This window comes from Paraburkholderia sp. BCC1876, from assembly GCF_902833695.1.
In the GTDB taxonomy this organism is placed as follows: Bacteria; Pseudomonadota; Gammaproteobacteria; order Burkholderiales; family Burkholderiaceae; genus Paraburkholderia.
Genome location: NZ_CADFGI010000001.1, coordinates 32,093 through 50,180, shown reverse-complemented (window position 1 = coordinate 50,180; position 18,088 = coordinate 32,093). Strand labels below are relative to the sequence as shown.

Here is an 18,088-nt window from a genome sequence, read left to right as displayed (position 1 = left end):
GCGCATGCTTCCACTCATTGTGCACAGAATTGCGCCAGTACCAAACGGCAGCGCTCACTGCCCGGCGTCTTCCACGGGTGCGCGTGGATCACCATGCGCCCCGCCAGATCGCTCAGATGCACCGCTTCGCCGTCCGACGAACTCAACCGCGTGAGCCCTCAGTCAAGCGGACGCAGCACCTGTCCCTTCGCGCTGTCTTCCACCTGCCAGCCCTCCACTCGCAACTGCTCACGCAAACGATCCGCCTCGCTCCAGTTTTTCGTGGCACGCGCCTCGTCGCGTTGCGTGGCCAGCCGCGCGACCCCGGCGGGAATCGTCACCACGTCCTCGCGCCAGTCCGCGAGCCGCAGCCCGAGCACCGGGTCGAAGCAATCCACCGTCGCCCGTCGCGTGGCGGCCGGCAGATCGCTTCGCACCACCTCCCACAACACAGCGAGCGCGCGCGGCAGGTTCAGATCCTGATCGACCTCGGCGTTGAAACGCGCGACCGCTTCAGCGTCCGGCGCCCCACCCTCAGGCCATTGCCGATACGCCTTACGCAAGCGGTCCAACGCGGCTTGCGCGGCATCCAGCGCTTCCATGTTGAACCGCAAACTGCTGCGGTAGTGCGCGCCCAGGCACAGGTAGCGATAAGCCAGTGGATCGACACCACGCTCGATCAAGGTCAGCAAGCGCACGAAGTCGCCACCCGACTTCGCCATCTTGCCCGCGTCGAGCATCAGGAAATGCCCATGCAGCCAGAAGTTGGCGAGCCGCGTGCCGTGGCGCGCCTGGGTCTGCGCGATTTCATTGCTGTGATGCACGGCGATATGATCTTCGCCGCCGCAATGAATATCGAACCACGGACCGAGATACTTTGCCGACATCGCCGAACACTCGATGTGCCAACCCGGAAAGCCGACGCCCCACGGACTTTCCCACTCCATCTGCCGCGTGCTGCCGGGCGGGCTGAACTTCCACAGCGCGAAGTCCGTCGCGCGCTGCTTGTCGCCCACGGCCACCCGCTTGCCGGCTTGCAGACCCGTTATGTCGAGCCGCGCGAGATAGCCGTAATCGTCCTGCCTGGCCGTGTCGAAGTAGATACCGTCCGCCGTGCGGTACGTGTAGCCGTGACGCTCGAGTTCGGCAATGAAGTCGATCTGCTCGGCGATATGATCGGTCGCGCGGCACCAGAGCGTCGGCTCCAGCAGGTTCAACGCGCGCCAGTCGTGCTGGAACGCCGCGGTGTAGCGTTCGGCAATGGCCCATGCCGTTTCGCCGGTGCGCCGGCTGCCCTTCTCCATCTTGTCCTCGCCGTCATCCGCATCGGAGACCAGATGACCGACGTCGGTGATATTCACCACGTGCCGCACGGTGTAGCCGTTCTGCACCAACGCGCGGCGCAGCACGTCCTCGAACACATAGGTCCGCAGATTGCCGATATGCGCGTGGTCATACACGGTCGGGCCGCAGCAATACAGGCCGACGTGATCCGGTCGAAGCGGCGTGAACGGGCGCAACGTGCGCGACCAGGTGTCGTAGAGAGCGAGCGGCATAGGGGTTTCCTTCAGCGCTGAGCGATTGCATCAGCAAAATCAGCGGACCAAAAAACAAAAAGGCCACCGGTCGTGTGACGGGTGGCCTCAGGGATGCGGACGTGTACAGATCGACTCGCTAGACGCAAGCTCCCCTCGGCAGGCCGCGACAGCATGCGCGCAAAGCAGACGGAAGGGAAACGATAGAAGCGGTCATGGAGTCGATGCTAACGCGTTGTACCCGCACGGGTCAATCCTCGTGTCGAGTGTCGAGTGTCAATCCTCAAGCCTTCGGCACGCGGCCGTAGGTGTCTTCGAAACGAACGATATCGTCCTCGCCGAGATACGCACCCGACTGCACCTCGATCAGCTCGAGCGGAATCTTGCCCGGGTTCAGCAAACGGTGCGTGACACCGAGCGGAATGTAGGTCGACTGATTCTCGGTCAGCACGATTTCCTTGTCGCCGTTCGTCACGAGCGCGGTGCCCTTCACGACGATCCAATGTTCCGCGCGATGATGATGCATCTGCAGACTCAGTTGCGCGCCCGGGCTCACCACAATGCGCTTGACCTGGAAGCGGTCGCCGCTGTCGATGCCTTCATACGAGCCCCACGGCCGCACCACGCGGCGGTGGGTGACGGACTCGTGACGGCCCATCGCGTTCAACTGCGCGACGATCTTCTTCACGTCTTGCGCCTGATCGCGATGCGCAACCAGCACCGCGTCGGCGGTCTCGACGATCACCACGTTGTCCAGACCGATCGCCGCCACCAGGCGGTGCTCGGCGCGAATGTACGAATTGCTGACGGCATCGGTCAGCACGTCGCCGAACAACGCATTGCTCTGCGCGTCGCGCTCGGCAATGTCGGCCAGCGCGGTCCATGAGCCGATATCGTTCCAGCCGAGATCCGACACGGTCACCACGGCGGCGCGCCGGGTCTTTTCCATCACCGCGTTGTCGACCGAGATGTTCGGGCTTGCGGAGAAGGTCGCTTCGTCCAGACGCACGAAGTCGTTGTCATGCTGCGCGGCCTTCAGCGAAAGCTCGGCCTGCAACGCGATTTCCGGTTCGAAGCGGCGCAGCTCTTCCATGTAGGTGGAAGCCTTCAGCATGAACATGCCGCTGTTCCAGTAGTAACCGCCTTGCGCGATGAAACGCTGGGCCGTCTCGGCATCCGGCTTTTCGACGAACGAGTCGACCGCGAAAGCCGTCGTACCGTCGGCGAGACTCGCGCCCGTGCGAATGTAGCCGTAACCGGTATGCGGCTCGGTCGGCGTAATGCCGAACGTGACCAGGAAGCCGTCTTTGGCGATCTGCGCCGCGGCCGAGGCGGCCTTGACGAACGCAGCTTCACCGGCGATCACGTGATCGGACGGCAGCACGAGCAGCAGCGACTCGGGCGAATCGCGCAGCGCCAGCAAGGCCGCGATCGCGATAGCCGGCGCCGTGTTGCGGCTGGCCGGTTCGAGCACGATCGCCGAGGCCGCCACGTTCACCTGACGCAACTGTTCGGCCACGAGAAAACGCTGGTCATTATTCGTGACGACGATCGGCGCGGCAATGTCCGCCACGCCGCGCAGGCGCATCACGGTCTGTTGAACCAGCGTGTTGTCGCCCGTCAGCTTCAAATATTGTTTCGGATAGCCGCCACGCGACATCGGCCACAACCGGGTGCCGCTTCCACCGCAAAGAATCACCGGATGAATCTGCATGCTCTTACCCTTCCTACGTATTTTTATTGAGGTGTGAAACCTTCGTCCCACAGCGCTAACGCCAGACAGACCTCTCAACCCGTCATGGCGCCGCCTGCGCTGCGGCTTATTGATTCCTGAATCCGCTGAACTGGGGGAGTCGAACCGCCCGCTCAGCCTCTGCCGACAAACTGCATCCGCACCGATTCGAGTTCGCGCGGCAGGCGCGGCGAAACCGGTGCACGGCGCGGCAACTCGATGAACCCGAGCCGCCGGTACAGAGCGTATGCACGCGTATTGCTGACCAGCACATCCAGCACAACCTGCCGGCCGCCGTCGCGTTCCAGCGAGCCGGCGTGCAGCGCGTCGGCGAACAGCCCGCTGAACAGCCCCGTGCCACGCACCTGTTCGTGCGTCGCGCAATGTGCGATCAGCGTCTGCGACGACTTCGGCGCGGGCAATTCGCTCTCCAGCGTAAGGCCGCGCAACAGCATGCGCACCGTGCGGCGGATGCCGAAAAACAGCAGCAGCATCAGCGCGACGTGCGGATCGTCGAGCCAGGTTCTGCGACCGTCGTGCACGGCCAGCACCGCGACCACCCGGGCGTTGCCGTCCACGGCCACGCGGTGACGCCGGTACGAAAAACGGCCCTGCTTCGAGCCGAACGCGAAGCCCAGAAAATCGATGCAGGTCGCGGCGGGCTCGCCCAGAAAGAAGCCGAACTCACGCACGCCCGAAGCGAAGATCAGCGGCGCGCAGGCGTCGGCGTCGTCAGGCCGTGCGGGACGAAAACTCAGCGCGGCGGCGGCGCGCTCGCGCGGTGGCATACCAAGGTCGGGACGGTCGGCTTGTACGGCGTGCATGGCGGAATGGCTTCTCTCTAGCGAGGCAGGCGCTTGAGCGCCGCGATGGTTCGGCTGATCTGCTCGGGCTCGTGCGTCGAGCAGATGAAAAACCGCAGACGTGCCGCCTTTTCTTCGACGGCCGGATAGAAAATCGGCTGCACGTTGATGCCGTCGGCGAACATCGCGTTGGCCCATTGCGCGGCTTTCAAGGTGCTGCCGGTGATGATCGGCACGACCGCGTAGCCCGCGCTCTTGCCGGTGTCGAGTCCTGCCGCGCGCGCTTCGTCGAGAAACTGCCGGCCGCGCGCGCGCAATTGCGCCACCCGCTCCGGTTCGGCAACGAGACGTTCCAGCGCGGCCAGTGAAGCCGCCGCGAGCGACGGCGCGAGACCCACGCTGTACAGAAAGCCCGGCGCCAGATGCCGCAAGATGTCGATCAACGCCTGCGAGCCGGCGATAAAACCGCCGCAACCCGCCAGCGTTTTGCTGAGCGTGCCCATCCAGATATCGACGTCAGCACTCGCCACGCTGCACTGTTCGCGCACGCCCAGGCCGCGCTCGCCGAGCACGCCGAGCGAGTGCGCTTCGTCGACCATCAGGAACGCTGCATGGCGCCGCTTGATATCGACGAACTGCGCCAGATCGGGAATATCGCCGTCCATGCTGTACAGCCCTTCGATCGCGATCAGCACACGCCGGTAGTCGTGGCGCACGCGCGCGAGCAGCGCGTCGAGCGCCTGCCAGTCGTTGTGCGCGAAGCTCAGGCGTTTCGCGCCGCTCAACTGCGCGCCCTGCACGATGCTGTTATGCGCGAGCGAATCGTGCACGATCAGATCGCCGGGTCCGAACAGCGAGCCGATCACCGTCACGTTGGTCGCGTGGCCGCTCACGAACACGACGCAATCGTCGACTTCATAGAACGATGCGAGCGCCGTTTCCAGTTCGCGCTGCACCGGCCGTTCGCCCGCCACCATCCGGCTCGCGGACGCCGAGGTGCCGTAACGGTCGATCGCTTCCTTGGCGCGCGCCGACACCTGCGGATCGCCGGCCAGGCCCAGGTAGTTGTAGTTCGCGTAGTTCAGATACTCGGCGCCGCCAATCCGCGTGGTCGCGCCCGCAATGCCGTCGTGCACGCGGAAGAACGGCGACTGCACCTGCAACTTTTCGCCCATCTGCCGCAAGATCTCGACCTGCTGATAACCGGGCATCGTCTCGAAGCTGCACATTGCGGCGCGCGAGGCGGCCTGCGCCGCGCGCGGGCCGACTGCGGCCAACGGCGCGCCCGGCGTCTGCGCTTCTTCGGAGACGCGTTCCAGTTGCCGCATCAACGCCTTCGCGGCGAGTTGCTGGCGGATGTTGTCGCCCAATCCCATAGTGTCCCGATAACCTCGTAAACAGCCACCCCGCACGCGGTGCGCTGGTAATGTTCAAGCCGTGAATTCGGCCCACTCCCACGCATCCGGCGTGGCGAGCAGTTCGGCAACCAGCCGGTAATTCATTTCGTGACTCGGCCGCAGCGCATTCACGCGACCGAGCAACGGCGCGCCGGCCATGGCCATATCGCCGACCAGGTCCAGCACGCGGTGCCGCACGAATTCGTCGGGCACGCGCATGCCGCCCACTACGCGGTTGCCGACAATCGCGGCGGTGCACGACAAACGCGCGCCGCGCAGAATCGGCATGCCGCGCACGTAGCCGGCGAGAATCGCGGGAATCGCCCATTTGACGCGGCCATACGAACGCGACGGCGCGATCTGCTCGGCGAAACTCGCGGGCGTCAGCGCGCCGTCCCAGCGCAGTTCGCCGAAGCCCTTCAGGTCGTTGCGCACGGTCATTTCATAGTGCGTCGACGGTTCGATCGAGATGCTGCGTTCGTCGCGGGTGCCCGCGCCGTCGGCGATCCTCACTGGGCGCAGCACGCGAATGAAGCGCTTGGCGTGCGGCAAACCGATCCGGCCGCACGCGCGGATCGCGTCGATCCACGGCTGCGCGCTGCCGTCGAGAATGGGCACTTCTTCGGCATCCAGCTCCACCGTCGCGCGATCGATTTCGCAGGTCAGCAGCGACGCGAGCAGATGCTCGACGGTACGCACCCGCACACCATCGCTCGATTCGAGCATCGTGCAGAGCGGCTGGCCGCGCCGCAACGTCGGACTCACCGGCAGTTCCGCGAGCGTGCGGCCGTCCTGCACGCGGCGGAACACAATGCCGCGCGGACTGTCGGCGTTGCCCGGCAGGATCCGCACGTTCACGCGACGGCCGGTATGCAGGCCGTGACCGCTCAACGTCAGCTCGCGGGCAAGCGTGCCTTCGCGGTCGCTCCAGCCGACCGGCGCGCGCATCAGACGAGCTCCGTCGTGACGCCGGACGGCGCGGACGTGGATGCGGACAACGCGCCGGCTTGCGCCGACATGGCATCCGCGACATCGGCCAGCGCATGCGCGCCGACGTCGAGCGCATGTTGCGCGGCGACCGCCGCCACCTGCGCCGCGACGCCGTTATCCGCCGTCTCGTCCTGAGTCTGGATCGACTCGACGATGCGTTGCGCGAGCGAATGTACGGTCGCGCCTTCGGCCATCGTCATGATCGAGAGCTTGACCTGGAAGCTCTCTTCCACCGCCATGCCCAGTTCCATGCCCATCAGCGAATCCATGCCCATATCGAGGATCGAGCGGCCGGTTTCGATTTTTTCCGGCGACATATGCAGGATTCGCGCGATCTGCGCCTGCAAGGTTTCCTCGACCAGATGCAGCGCGTCCGCGAACGGCAGCCCGGCGATCTGATCGCGCATCTGCGCGCCGCCCTGGCGCGCCGGCTCGTGACTGCCGCGCGCGTGCAACTCGGTGTAACGGCGCGCGCGCGCCGCCGGCATGCCGAGCGACAGCGCCTGCCAGTCGAGCCGCACCACCGCTTCGCCCGCGTTGAGGTCGACCAGCGCACGTTCGAGCGCATGCAGCGCTTCCGTCGACGTGATCGACAAACCGCCAATGCGCGCCTGCAACGCTTCGCGCGTCTCCGCATTGCGTGCGAGGAAACCGACGTCGTCGAGCGGCCCCCAGGCCATATACGTGCCCGCCAGACCGGCCGCGCGACGTTGCACGATCAATGCTTCGAGGAAGCTGTTGGCCGCCACGTAGCTCGACTGCCCCGGATTGCCGAGGAAGGTCGTCGCCGATGAATAGACCACGAAGAAATCGAGCGCCGCGTCGCGAGTGGCCTGGTGCAGATTCCACGCACCGGCCAGCTTCGGCGCGAGCACGGCGGCGAAACGCGCGTCGTCGAGATTGCGCACGAGGCCGTCGTCGATCACCATCGCCGAATGCAGCACGCCTTTGAGCGGCGTGCCGCGCCGACCGATATCCGCGAGCAGCAGGTCGAGCGCGGCGGCGTCGGTGACGTCGCACGCGGCGGCATGCACCTGGGTGCCGTTTTCGTTACGCCAGCGCGCGGCTTCTTCGGCGAACTCCGGCGTCAGCGAGCCGGAACGGCTGGCCAGCGTCAGATGGCGCGCGCCGCGCGACATCATCCAGCGTGCCGTGGCGAAACCGAGACCGCCCGTACCGCCGACGATCAGATACGCCGCCGCCGGATCGAGTTGCAACGCCGCCGCCGTCGAGCTCGCGCGTGCGGGGCTCGGCGTGCCCGCCGGATAGGTCACGAGAATCTTGCCGATCTGCCGCGCCTGCTGCATATGCCGGAACGCTTCCTCGACCCGTTCGGCCGGAAACGCGCGATACGGCAGCGGATGCAGCACGCCATCCGCGAACAGTTGCATGACCTCGTCGAACAGACGCGCGGTCAGGCCCGGCAACGCGCTCATCAATTGATCCGCGTCGATGCCGAAATAGCTGATGTTGTTGCGGAACGGACGCAGCCCGATCCGGCTGTTTTCATAAAAATCGCGCTTGCCGAGTTCGAGAAAACGGCCAAACGGACGCAGCGTGTCGATGCTGCGCACCATCGCCTCACCCGCCAGCGAATTCAGCACGATATCGATGCCCGCGCCTTGCGTGCGTTCCCGAATTTCATCGGCGAAAGCAAGGCTGCGCGAATCGAACACGTGATCCGCACCGAGCAGGCGCACGAATTCGCGCTTCTCGCGGCTGCCCGCCGTCGCGAACACTTCCGCGCCGAGATGACGCGCCAGTTGAATCGCCGCGATCCCCACGCCGCCCGCCGCGCCGTGCACCAGCACGCGCTCGCCGCGACGCAAACGCGCCAGCTCGCACAGCGCGTAGTACGCGGTGAAGAAAGTGGTCGGCACCGTGGCCGCTTCTTCGAACGTGAGGCGCGCGGGTTTGTGCGCGATGGCCTCGGCCTTGGTCCACACATGGCTCGCGAACGACGCGGGCGCGAAACCGAGCACCGCGTCGCCCGGCGCGAAACGCGCGACGTCGCGTCCCACGCGCGCCACGCGGCCGGACAACTCCATGCCGATCGTCGCGCCCGCAAAGCCGTTTTCGACCGCTTCATCCGACAACAGGCCCATGGCGTACATCACGTCGCGGAAATTCAGGCCGGTGGCGACCGGTTCGATTTCGACTTCGTCCGGCGCGAGTTCGCGCTGCGGCAAACCGAACCATTCGAGGTTGCGCAACGAACCCGGCGACGCGAAACCCAGCACCGCGGCTTCGTTCTGCGCGCGCAGCGGCGCAGCGTCCTTGTCGCGCAACGCGGCGGTCGCGGCCGGCAACATGCGCGGCACGTAGCGGCCATGCGGCGTCAGCAACACTTCTTCTTCGCCGTCGGCGGCGAGCAGTTCACGCGCCAGCAGCGCGCCCGCGTCGCGGCATCCGGTGCAAACGTCGACAAGACGCGACGACAGTTCCGGATGTTCGTTGGCCAGCACGCGGCCCAAACCCCACATCGCCGCCTGCTCGGGACGCAGCGTGGCGGCGTCCGCGAACGGCGCCGCGAGCGGCGCGCCGCCGCGCGTGACGATCCACAGTTGCGGCTGCATGATGCCGGCGACCGCGGTGAGATCGCGCACCAGTTGCGCCAGCGCGAGCGTGGTCTGCTGCTGCGCGAGCATCACGTCGGCGCCGTCCGCGTTTGCGGACAGGCTGTGATCCGGTGCGATGAACACCACGTGATGAACGTGCCCGGCCGGTGCGGCCAGTTTGCTCATGTCGTGACGCAACGTGTGCAAGATAGTCGTCGACGTCGAATGGCCAGCGGCTTGCAGTGCGGCGGCCAGTGTGTCGCTAGTGTCGCTACCAGCGCCAGACGCGCTATCACCGCTATCCGCTGCGTACAGCAAGGACCAATGCGTCGGTTGAGCCTGCGTCGCCTGCGTTGCAACGTTGCCTGCATCGGCGGCGCGCGAGGCCGCTCGCGGTTCGCGCGCCACGATCAGCGTCGGCGCGCCTTCCAGATCCAGATGTTGTTCGGCATGTCGCGTGACCTGTTCGAAGCCGGCCGCTTCGAGCTGCTTCGTCAACGCTTGCGGCGACAACCAGGCCGCCCGGCGCGCGTTCGCATGTGCGGCCTCCGCGTCGAGATCGAACACGATGTCGGCGAAGCGGCTGTTGCGCGGCTCCGTGACGACCACCAGCGCGCCCGGCGCAAGCCAGCCGCGCAGCGCGGCGAGCAACGCGCGCGGCTCGGTCTGGGCCGCCAGCACATGGCTCGCGACGACGAGGTCGTAGCGCGCGCCCGCCTCGATGCCGGACAGACGCGGTGTCTCGCCGAACTCGATGGTGGCGATATGCACCGACGGATGCCCGCTCGCGTCGAAGCCGCTCAATTGTTCATGCGTGCCCGCGATCGTGTAATCGCAGCGCGACACCGGCACGTGAATTGCCAGCGGTTGCAGCACGTCGCTCGACGGCGAATCCAGTTCGAGCACGCGCAGACGGCGCGGCTCGCTCCAGCCTTCGATCGCGCGATGCAGGCACTCGCCGGCCAGTGCGTTGACATGGGTCCATGTCGGCGAGGCTTCGAAGAAATGCTCGACCAGGCTGCTGCGCGACGGCGGCAAAATTTGCGCGCCGCTCACGTCGCCGCGCAAAACGGCCGGCAGCGCCGCGCCGCAATGCGCGAGCAGCGTCAACTCCGCCACGTGCGCCGGCGATTGCGCGATCAGCTCGCGCCACAGTTCGTCGATGCCCGGCAGGTTCGCGCAGGCCGCGTCGTCGCGCACGAGACGGGCGCCGTCGCGCGTCGCGAGACCGTCTTCCACGGCGATCTGCGCGAGCCGTGCGAGCAACGTGGGATGCGCGCAGTCCGGCAGCGCCGCGTGGTCGAACACCTTCAGCGCGTCGAGTGCCTGCAGCGCGTAGGCGCCGGCCAGCACGTCGAGCAGCGGCAGCATTTCGGTCAGGTGCACATGGCGGCGCGACTGATCTTCGCGGCCGGCCAGCGCGGCGGCGGCATCGACGAGCAACGCGGCCGGTTCAGGCAGCGTGTGCGCGTCGACATCGGCAGCGAGCGGTTTGGCTTCGACGATATAGGTGTAGCGTGCGGGCGCCTGCTGACGGCGGCCCTTCAGATCGACGCGGCGGAACCGGCAGGCCCCGAGCCGCGCGACGATCGCGCCTTGCGCGTCGGCGAATTCGAACGATGCCACCACCGAGTGCGGACTGCGCCGCTCGATCCGCGCGAGCACATAGCGGATCGCGTCGCCGCGCAGATAGTCGATGCGGCCGAGTTGCACCGGCACGTACGCCGCATGGTCGAGACCGCTTTGATCCGCCGCCGCGAGCAACGCGAACAGCGGATGAAAACCGCTATCCATCAAGGCCGGATGCAACGCATAAGCGTCGAGGTCAGCCGGCGCTTGCGCGAGCACCGCCGGCACGTCTACTTCCGCGAGCGCAATGTCGGCGTCGGCGTCGACCTGCACCGAGCGGACCCATTGGAACGCCGGGCCGTACGTCAGGCCGATCGCCGTGGTGTTGTCGTACAGCGTGGCGCCGGACATGGCCGGCCGGGCGAACAGATCGGTCAGCGTGGCGGCCGGCAGGCGGCTCGTCGCGGCATCGTCGCTCAGCGCGCAACCGCTCGCGAGCAGACGCCCGGTGACGTTGAGCGACCACGCTTCGTCGGACATGCGGTCGCGTGTTTCGATCGTGAAGCTCGCGGTGCGAACGTCGACGGTGAAACGGAACAGCTTCGAATGCTGCGGCTGGAACACCACCGGCAAACGGATTTCGAGGTTCTCCACCGCGCAGCTCGCGGTGCCGAAATGCACGCGCGCGGCGGCCAGCGCCATCTCGACGTAACCCGCCCCCGGAAACGCCACGCCGCCGTCCACCACATGATCGGCGAGCATCGGCAAACCGGCCGGATCGAGCTGGTTTTCCCACGCGAGCGCATGCTCGTGCAGACGGTAGCCGAGCAGCGGATGTTCGCGGCGCCGGTTAACCAGGTTGTAGGCTTCGGCGGTCGGGCCGAGCCAGTAGCGTTCGTGCTGCCACGGATACGACGGCAGCGCCACGCGCGCGCCCATCGGCGCGAAGCGTTGCGCGTCGACGCGCGCGCCGTTCGCGATCGTCGCGTGGATCGCCTGTTGCAGCATCCGCGCGCTGTCGTGATGGCGCTTGAGCGTGGCCAGCGAGCGGCCGCTGACGCGGACGTCGTCGAGCGTTTGCGTCACATACGTGCGCAGGATCGAGTGCGGGCCGACTTCGAGGAACAGGCGCACGCCGGTTTGCGCGACCTGCGCGACGGCGTCGCCGAAACGCACCGGCTCGCGGATATTGCGCCACCAGTAATGCGCGTCGAGCTCCGTGCCCGCGAGTTCGGCACCCGTCACCGTCGAAACGAAACGGCGTGTCGCCACGCCCGGCGTCAGATCGGCGAGGCCTTGCAGCACGCCCGGCTCGATCGGATTCATCTGGCGGCTGTGGAACGCGTAGTCGAGATCCAGCATCTGGAAGAAGCGGCCGCTTTCCTTCACTGCCGCTTCGACCCGTTGCAATGCGTCCAACGGACCGGCCAGCGTCACCGCTTGCGGGCTGTTCACGCCCGCCACTTCCACATCGGCATCGACGCCGAGTTGCGCGAGCAGCGCGCGCATGGCGGTTTCGCCGAGACCGGCGGCGGCCATGCGGCCCGTGCCGCGCGTGGCGGCTTGAGCCCGGCTGCGGATCTTGATCACGTGAACAGCCTGCGCCAGCGTCAGCGCGCCCGAGGCCCACGCGGCGGCGACTTCGCCGACGCTGTGGCCAAGGCACACGTCGAAGCCGACGCCGCGCGCTTCGATCACGCGCACCACGCCGACCTGCAGCGCGAACAGCAACGGCTGCGCGTGTTCGGTGGCTTCCAGCAGCGTGGCGCTCACGCCTTCACGCAACGCGGCGACCAGCGACGGGCTGCCGTCGGCGCACCACAATGCGTCGAGTTCGTCGAGCGCGGCGCTGAATACGGGCTCCTGCTCGAGCAACTGCTTGCCCATGCCGGCCCACTGCGAACCGTTGCCGGAAAACACGAGTGCGAGACGTGTGTCGTCGCCGGGTGTGTCGCCTTGCACGAGTGCCGACGTCGTCTGATCCGGCGTCGGCGCGATTAGCGCGCCGAGTGCCGCGCGTGCTTCGTCTGACGTGGCCGGCGCGATCACCGCGCGGTACTTGAGCCATTGCCGACGATGCGCCGCGTTCGATGCGAGCGTGTTCCACGACGTGCCGTTCTCCAGCGCGGCCAGATAGCGCTCAGCGAGTGCCGGCAGCGCGGCGGCCGAGCGCGCCGAGAGGATGAGCGGCAACGGCGCGATGTCGTTGCCGGTTTCGTTGTGCGTGTCGCTAGCCGCTTGCGCCGTAGCGACAGCGCCCGGCGCTTCTTTCAGCACGACGTGCGCATTCGTCCCGCCGAAGCCGAACGAGTTGACGCCGATCACCAGCGGCTGCCCGTCGCTACGCAGCGGCGTCAGACGATCCACCACGCGCAGGCGACCGCCGACAAAATCGATCGCCGGATTAGGCGTTTCGAAATGCAGCGTCTTCGGCACCGCGCGATGCTTCAGGCACAGAATCGCCTTCATCAGGCCCGCCATGCCCGACGCGGTTTCCAGGTGGCCCACGTTGGTCTTCACCGAGCCGATCAACAGCGGACGGTCCACCTCACGCCCCGCCGACGCCACTTCCATCAGCGCACGCGCTTCGATCGGATCGCCGACCGCCGTGCCCGTGCCGTGCGCTTCGACATACGCGAGCGAACGCGGATCGACGCCCGCGCGGTCGTACACCGTGCGCAGCAGCGCCGCCTGGGTGGCCGCGCCCGGCACGCTGATGCCGCCTTGCGAGTAGCCGTCCGAGTTGACGCCCGAACCGGCGATCACCGCGTGAATCGTGTCGCCGTCGGCTAGCGCGCGGTCGAGCGTTTTGAGCATCACCAGCGCGCCGCCTTCCGAACGCACGTAGCCGTCGCCGGTCGCGTCGAACGCGCGGCAACGACCGCGCGGCGACAGCATCGAGGCCTTCGAGAACGTCACGAAACCGAACGGATGCAGCAGCAGATTCACGCCACCGGCAAGCGCCATCTCGGCATCGCCGGATTGCAATGCCTGACACGCCTGATGCAAGGCGACCAGCGACGACGAGCACGCCGTATCCACCGACACGCTCGGCCCGCGCAGATCGAACAGATACGACAGACGGTTCGACGCAATGCTGAGCGTGTTGCCGGTCGCCGAATACGGATCGACCGCGTTCAGATCGTCGACGAAACGGTTGCCGTAGTCCGGACTCGCCACGCCGATATACACCGCGCAGTTGCTGCCCTCCATCTCGCGCGGACGCACGCCCGCGTCCTCGAAGGTTTCCCACGCGAGTTCGAGCAGCAGCCGTTGCTGCGGATCCATCTGCTGCGCCTCGCGCGGCGAAATGCCGAAGAACGCCGCGTCGAAACCCGCGACGTCGTCGAGCACGCCGGCCGAGAACGTATAGCTCTTACCCGCTTCGCGCTTCGACGGATGCTGATAGAACTCCGTGCCGAAGCGGTCGGGCGGCACCTGAGTGACCGCGTCTTTTTCGTCGCGCAGCAGCGCCCAGAAGTCTTCCGGGCTCTCTACATGGCCGGGGAAACGGCAAGCCATCCCCACAATTGCAATCTGTTTCGTCATTGTTCAGTTGTTGGGTACAGCGTGCGCGCCGGCTTGCCACGAGGCCTCACCGGTTCGAGCGATCGAACGAGAGCGGGCCCGAGCTGCTCGGCGCACAAATCTTTCCGGATAGCGGGCGCGTCGCCGTAATTGCGCCAGATGAAGTAATCGCTGCGGGACGGTTCGTACCCGAGATCGACGAACACGTGCGGCAACGCCGGCACGTGATCGCCGTAAAAACACAGCACCGTCTCGCGCCGCCGCGCGCGTAATGCGGCGATCAGGTGGCCGAGCATCGCGTCGGCATTGGCGAGGTGGCGCAGATAAGCGGTCAGGTCGCGCCAGCGCGGGTCGTCGCCTAAAGCGTGGAAGGCGGCGCCCTCGCCGGCCTCGACACGCTCCAGATGCAACGGGCCGTGGTTCTCCATCGTCATCGAAAAGATGAAGGCGGGTTGGTTGCGCGGCTCGTCGAGCGCGGCGACGATCGACTCCGCGACCGCCATGTCCGACACATACGGACCGGCGCGCGGCGCATCGGCGAAGGCCTTGATGTCGATAAAACGGTCGATCTGCAGATGTTTGAAAGCCCGGTCGCGCCCGAAAAAATCCGCGTAGTACGGGTGAATCACCAGCGTTTTATAACCGCCACGCTTGAACCACGAAGCCAGCGATGCGCAGGCGCGGCGCACGAAGGCGTACGGATAAAAACGCGCGTAGCCCAGTTGCTGCTGATCGACGCCGGTCAGCACCGCGAACTCCGTGCGCATGGTATTGGCGCCCCACGCGGGCACCGTCAGATCGCCATGCTGGACCGACTCGCGACGCGCGCGGTCGAAGTGCTTCAGGATCGCGCGATCGATCGACGGCGCCAGACGGCGCGCGTCGAAAAACGACTCGCTCTGGATCAGGATCACGTCGGGCGCCGATTGCGGCGCGCCGCTCGCGAACGGACCCGCGGCCAACGCGTCCTGCAACCGACGCGCGGTGGAAGGCTGCATACCATTCAGCAGATACGCGACGAACACCGCGAAGAAACCATGGCGCTTCTGGTCGTCGACCGGGTTCAGCGCGAGCGGTAAACGCGCGGCGCACAGATAGGCCACGGCAAGGCTGACGCAGGCCAGCAACGCGAGCGCGCCGACCGGACGTTGCGCAAGCGGCGTCTCCGCGATGAAGCCCACGACCACCCCCGCGACGCCGATCACGATCGCCGCCACCGTCGCCACGCTGAGAAACGGCAGATAGAGCCGCGGATGCGAGAACAACTGGCTGAACAGACTCAGATCCGTAAAAACGAATGGCTCCTGCAGCGACGCGTATTTCGCATTGCTCACACCGGCCAGCAACGCGACCAGCGCAATCGCGACGAACGCCGAGAAGTGCACGCGACCGGTGATCAGCAGCAGGCACGAGTAAATCAATGCGATAGCAGCGATATGCAGCGCGAACGAAACCGGCGAACGGCGCAACGACGCGCGCGGCAACGCGATCGCTTCGGGCAGAAGCGCGAGACCGGCGGCGGCGATGAGGTTGAGCGCGAGCGTCGCTTGCAATCAGCGCTCCTCGCGTGGCAGGTACGACAGGCCGCCGAGAATCGCGTCGGCCACGACCGCGGGCAGCAACGGCAGAAGACGCATGCCGAACGCCAGCAGACCAGGAAATGCTATTTCGGCGCGGCCGTTCTGCAATTTGCGCTGAATGTGCGTCGCGGCTTTTTCCGCCGACCAGAGGAACGGCTTGTCGCCGGGGAAGACATCGCTCATGGCCGTCTTCACGAAGCCGGGCAAGACGATCGACATGCGTACGCCGTCGCGCGCGAGGATCGGGCGGACCGAGTCGCCATACGCTTTGATCGCCGATTTGCTGGCGCAATACGCGGGTGAAATCGCCATGCCGCGCAGCGCGGCGATCGAGCTGATGAGCGCGATCTGGCCGCTCTTGCGCGGCCGCATGCGGGCAATGACCGGCAGCGCCGCGTGGATCGCGCCGTAGAAATTGGTGTCGACGATCGCCGCCGTGCGCGCCAGCCCTTCCCAATCCTGAGCCGACGCGAGCGTGCTCGCCGCGCCCGCATTGGCGATCAGCAGATCGATCGGATGACGGTCGTCGAACTGGTCGAGCCATGTTTGCATCGCCGCGCCGTCGCGTACGTCGATCAGGCCGGTGTCGACTTGCGCGCCTTGCGCGCGACAAATTTCCGCTACAGCGTCGAGTCGGTCGGCATCGCGGCCGATCAGACCCAGCACCACGCCGGGCGCCGCATACGCATGCGCGAGCGCGCGGCCAAGCCCCGCGCTCGCGCCGGTAATGACGACGTGGCGTGGCGCGCTGTTACGCATGCGTGGCCGCCTCGAGTCGCCGTACCGCGCCGGCCGTCGCCATGGCGATACCGCTGCGCGTGTAGAAGTCGCCGTTGATCTGGGTGTGGTGCACCACGTAGTCCAGAAAGGCCTGGTACAGATGCATGTCCGGCGCTTCGGCGTGCAGCCAGAAATCGTCCAGCGAGCCCTGCCAGGTGAGGCCTGGCATGCCGTAAATGGCGGTGCCCAACGCGATCAAAGGACGGCGGTGATGCAGCGCCGACAACCCCACCGTGCTGTTCACCACGACAGCGCCGCGTGCGTGATCGAGCAGCGTCGGCAGATGGCCGGCGTCGATGAAACGCAGGCGCTCGGCCATACCGAGTTCACGCGCGAGTTGCTCGGCGTGACGACGATAATCGATCAGGCCGGTGTCGAGCGGATGGTTCTTGATCACGAGCCAACTGTCGGCCGGCGCGTGACTGGCAAACGAAGTGAGTACTTTGGCAATGGCTTCGCGCACGCTGTCGAACGGTGAATGCACCACTATCTGTGCGTCCGAATTCAATTGCAGCGGGAAGATGTAATACGCGCGGCCGGCGTCCAGCAACTCGCGCGTGACCTGGTCGGAATCGCGATGATGCTGGCGTTGACGCAATGCGCGGGCAGCCAGCCCGGAGTACTCGAAGAAGCCATTTCTCGGACGGTGGCTGCGGTAATGCGGAAAGCGCGTGGCGAAAAAGGTGTTCGCGCCGCGATAGCGGATATCGTGGAATGCGCGTTCGTAGAGGTTATAGCCGGTCGGTTGACCGGGCGGACCCGGTGGCGTCACCCGGCGCTGATCGCGATACCAGGCGGGGTCGCGCGGCAATTGCGAACGACCATTGACGCCGTGCTTTTCCAGCGTCAGCCAATGCGGGCGGACATAACCTTCTTCGAAAACGTGGACGCGCAACCCGTTGGCTTGTGCAATGGGATGCATTTGACGGTGAATGTCGCGGCAGTCACCGAACATTAAGACGTCGGTAAAGCTGTTGCATTTCACTTGATTGACATACCAGTCGCTTAAGTCGCTCGCCTGTCCGCTGAAATTTTGTGCATCGCCATTTCCGGCGTACACCAGATCGCCGCCACAAAAATTAATTCTTCGAACCGCATGGCCGCGCTCGCGCAATGCAACCGCAAGTCGGCTAAAGAACGGAGAAGCCGTGCCTTGCAGGGCGAGAAAGGAGCGGTGCATGTAAGTACGTCGAAAAGCGGCCCGAGCGAGAGAGAAAAAGAACGCCGTACCGACGTGACTTTCCCTTGAAAACCTCGGAATCGTTTGAATAGTGGCTTGCCGGTCTTAAGCAAGCTTCGGAGAATACCTCATTACGGCATAAAACATAAGTAAGGGTAAGAAAAAATAGGAAATTTGTTGGAAGGATAAGAAGGTGGGATGGCGCGGCACAGGGCGCATGGCTATAATCGGCCGCCCCTGCTCTGTCGAGAAGGCGTACGTTAGTGATGTTTCATGTAATGCTTTGCGCGCATTTCGCGCGTTTGCAATCGCGCGAAGACATCGCGTAAGGATTCGCATTGGCTCACGCAAAACGTTTGCGCTCGTATTGAGTTGCAGATTTTTTGTGGGCGCTCCCGCCCTTCTCTTTGCTATACCTTTCAGGCAGCAAGGGGATTGGAAGAACTATTCAGTTTGG

9 protein-coding genes are annotated in these 18,088 nt (G+C 65.8%); all 9 read right to left on the bottom strand.

The genetic code is table 11. The annotated features are described in order from the left end of the window. Window positions 1-158 precede the first annotated feature (158 nt). On the bottom strand, window positions 159-1,535 hold the full coding sequence (gene cysS, locus HWY05_RS00165) for a cysteine--tRNA ligase (protein ID WP_176057014.1): 1,377 nt from the start codon (window positions 1,533-1,535) through the stop codon (window positions 159-161). 262 nt (window positions 1,536-1,797) lie between these two features. Then, window positions 1,798-3,228, bottom strand: coding sequence for a mannose-1-phosphate guanylyltransferase/mannose-6-phosphate isomerase (locus HWY05_RS00160; protein WP_035556917.1), 1,431 nt, complete (start codon window positions 3,226-3,228; stop codon window positions 1,798-1,800). Window positions 3,229-3,380: 152 nt separating this feature from the next. Next, window positions 3,381-4,034 carry a GNAT family N-acetyltransferase gene (locus HWY05_RS00155; RefSeq protein WP_244146514.1) on the bottom strand — a complete coding sequence of 218 codons (654 nt, stop codon included), beginning with the start codon at window positions 4,032-4,034 and terminating at the stop codon, window positions 3,381-3,383. Window positions 4,035-4,087: 53 nt separating this feature from the next. Then, window positions 4,088-5,425 (bottom strand): aminotransferase class I/II-fold pyridoxal phosphate-dependent enzyme, encoded by a 1,338-nt coding sequence (locus HWY05_RS00150; RefSeq protein ID WP_176057012.1) that lies wholly within the window; start codon window positions 5,423-5,425, stop codon window positions 4,088-4,090. A gap of 54 nt (window positions 5,426-5,479) precedes the next feature. Next, window positions 5,480-6,394, bottom strand: coding sequence for a UDP-3-O-acyl N-acetylglycosamine deacetylase (locus HWY05_RS00145; protein WP_176057011.1), 915 nt, complete (start codon window positions 6,392-6,394; stop codon window positions 5,480-5,482). After that, a complete protein-coding gene (locus HWY05_RS00140; RefSeq protein WP_176057010.1) occupies window positions 6,394-14,112 on the bottom strand; it encodes a type I polyketide synthase in 7,719 nt (2,572 codons plus the stop codon). Before HWY05_RS00140 ends, HWY05_RS00145 begins: the two co-directional genes overlap by 1 nt. After that, window positions 14,109-15,644 (bottom strand): LTA synthase family protein, encoded by a 1,536-nt coding sequence (locus HWY05_RS00135; RefSeq protein WP_176057009.1) that lies wholly within the window; start codon window positions 15,642-15,644, stop codon window positions 14,109-14,111. The genes HWY05_RS00140 and HWY05_RS00135 overlap by 4 nt, the downstream gene beginning before the upstream one ends. Beyond that, window positions 15,645-16,430: an SDR family NAD(P)-dependent oxidoreductase gene (locus tag HWY05_RS00130; RefSeq protein WP_176057008.1), complete on the bottom strand. Its 786-nt coding sequence runs from the start codon at window positions 16,428-16,430 to the stop codon at window positions 15,645-15,647. Then, window positions 16,423-17,631, bottom strand: a complete 1,209-nt coding sequence (locus HWY05_RS00125; protein WP_176057007.1) for a capsular biosynthesis protein — start codon at window positions 17,629-17,631, stop codon at window positions 16,423-16,425. The genes HWY05_RS00130 and HWY05_RS00125 overlap by 8 nt, the downstream gene beginning before the upstream one ends. Window positions 17,632-18,088 lie beyond the last annotated feature (457 nt).

What these genes read in the sequence shown, in the direction of transcription:
- cysS (WP_176057014.1), bottom strand. Translation starts at nt 1,535, where the DNA reads ATGCCGCTCGCTCTCTACGACACCTGGTCGCGCACGTTGCGCCCGTTC.
- HWY05_RS00145 (WP_176057011.1), bottom strand. Translation starts at nt 6,394, where the DNA reads ATGCGCGCGCCGGTCGGCTGGAGCGACCGCGAAGGCACGCTTGCCCGC.
- HWY05_RS00125 (WP_176057007.1), bottom strand. Translation starts at nt 17,631, where the DNA reads ATGCACCGCTCCTTTCTCGCCCTGCAAGGCACGGCTTCTCCGTTCTTT.
- HWY05_RS00150 (WP_176057012.1), bottom strand. Translation starts at nt 5,425, where the DNA reads ATGGGATTGGGCGACAACATCCGCCAGCAACTCGCCGCGAAGGCGTTG.
- HWY05_RS00130 (WP_176057008.1), bottom strand. Translation starts at nt 16,430, where the DNA reads ATGCGTAACAGCGCGCCACGCCACGTCGTCATTACCGGCGCGAGCGCG.
- HWY05_RS00160 (WP_035556917.1), bottom strand. Translation starts at nt 3,228, where the DNA reads ATGCAGATTCATCCGGTGATTCTTTGCGGTGGAAGCGGCACCCGGTTG.
- HWY05_RS00155 (WP_244146514.1), bottom strand. Translation starts at nt 4,034, where the DNA reads ATGCCACCGCGCGAGCGCGCCGCCGCCGCGCTGAGTTTTCGTCCCGCA.
- HWY05_RS00140 (WP_176057010.1), bottom strand. Translation starts at nt 14,112, where the DNA reads ATGACGAAACAGATTGCAATTGTGGGGATGGCTTGCCGTTTCCCCGGC.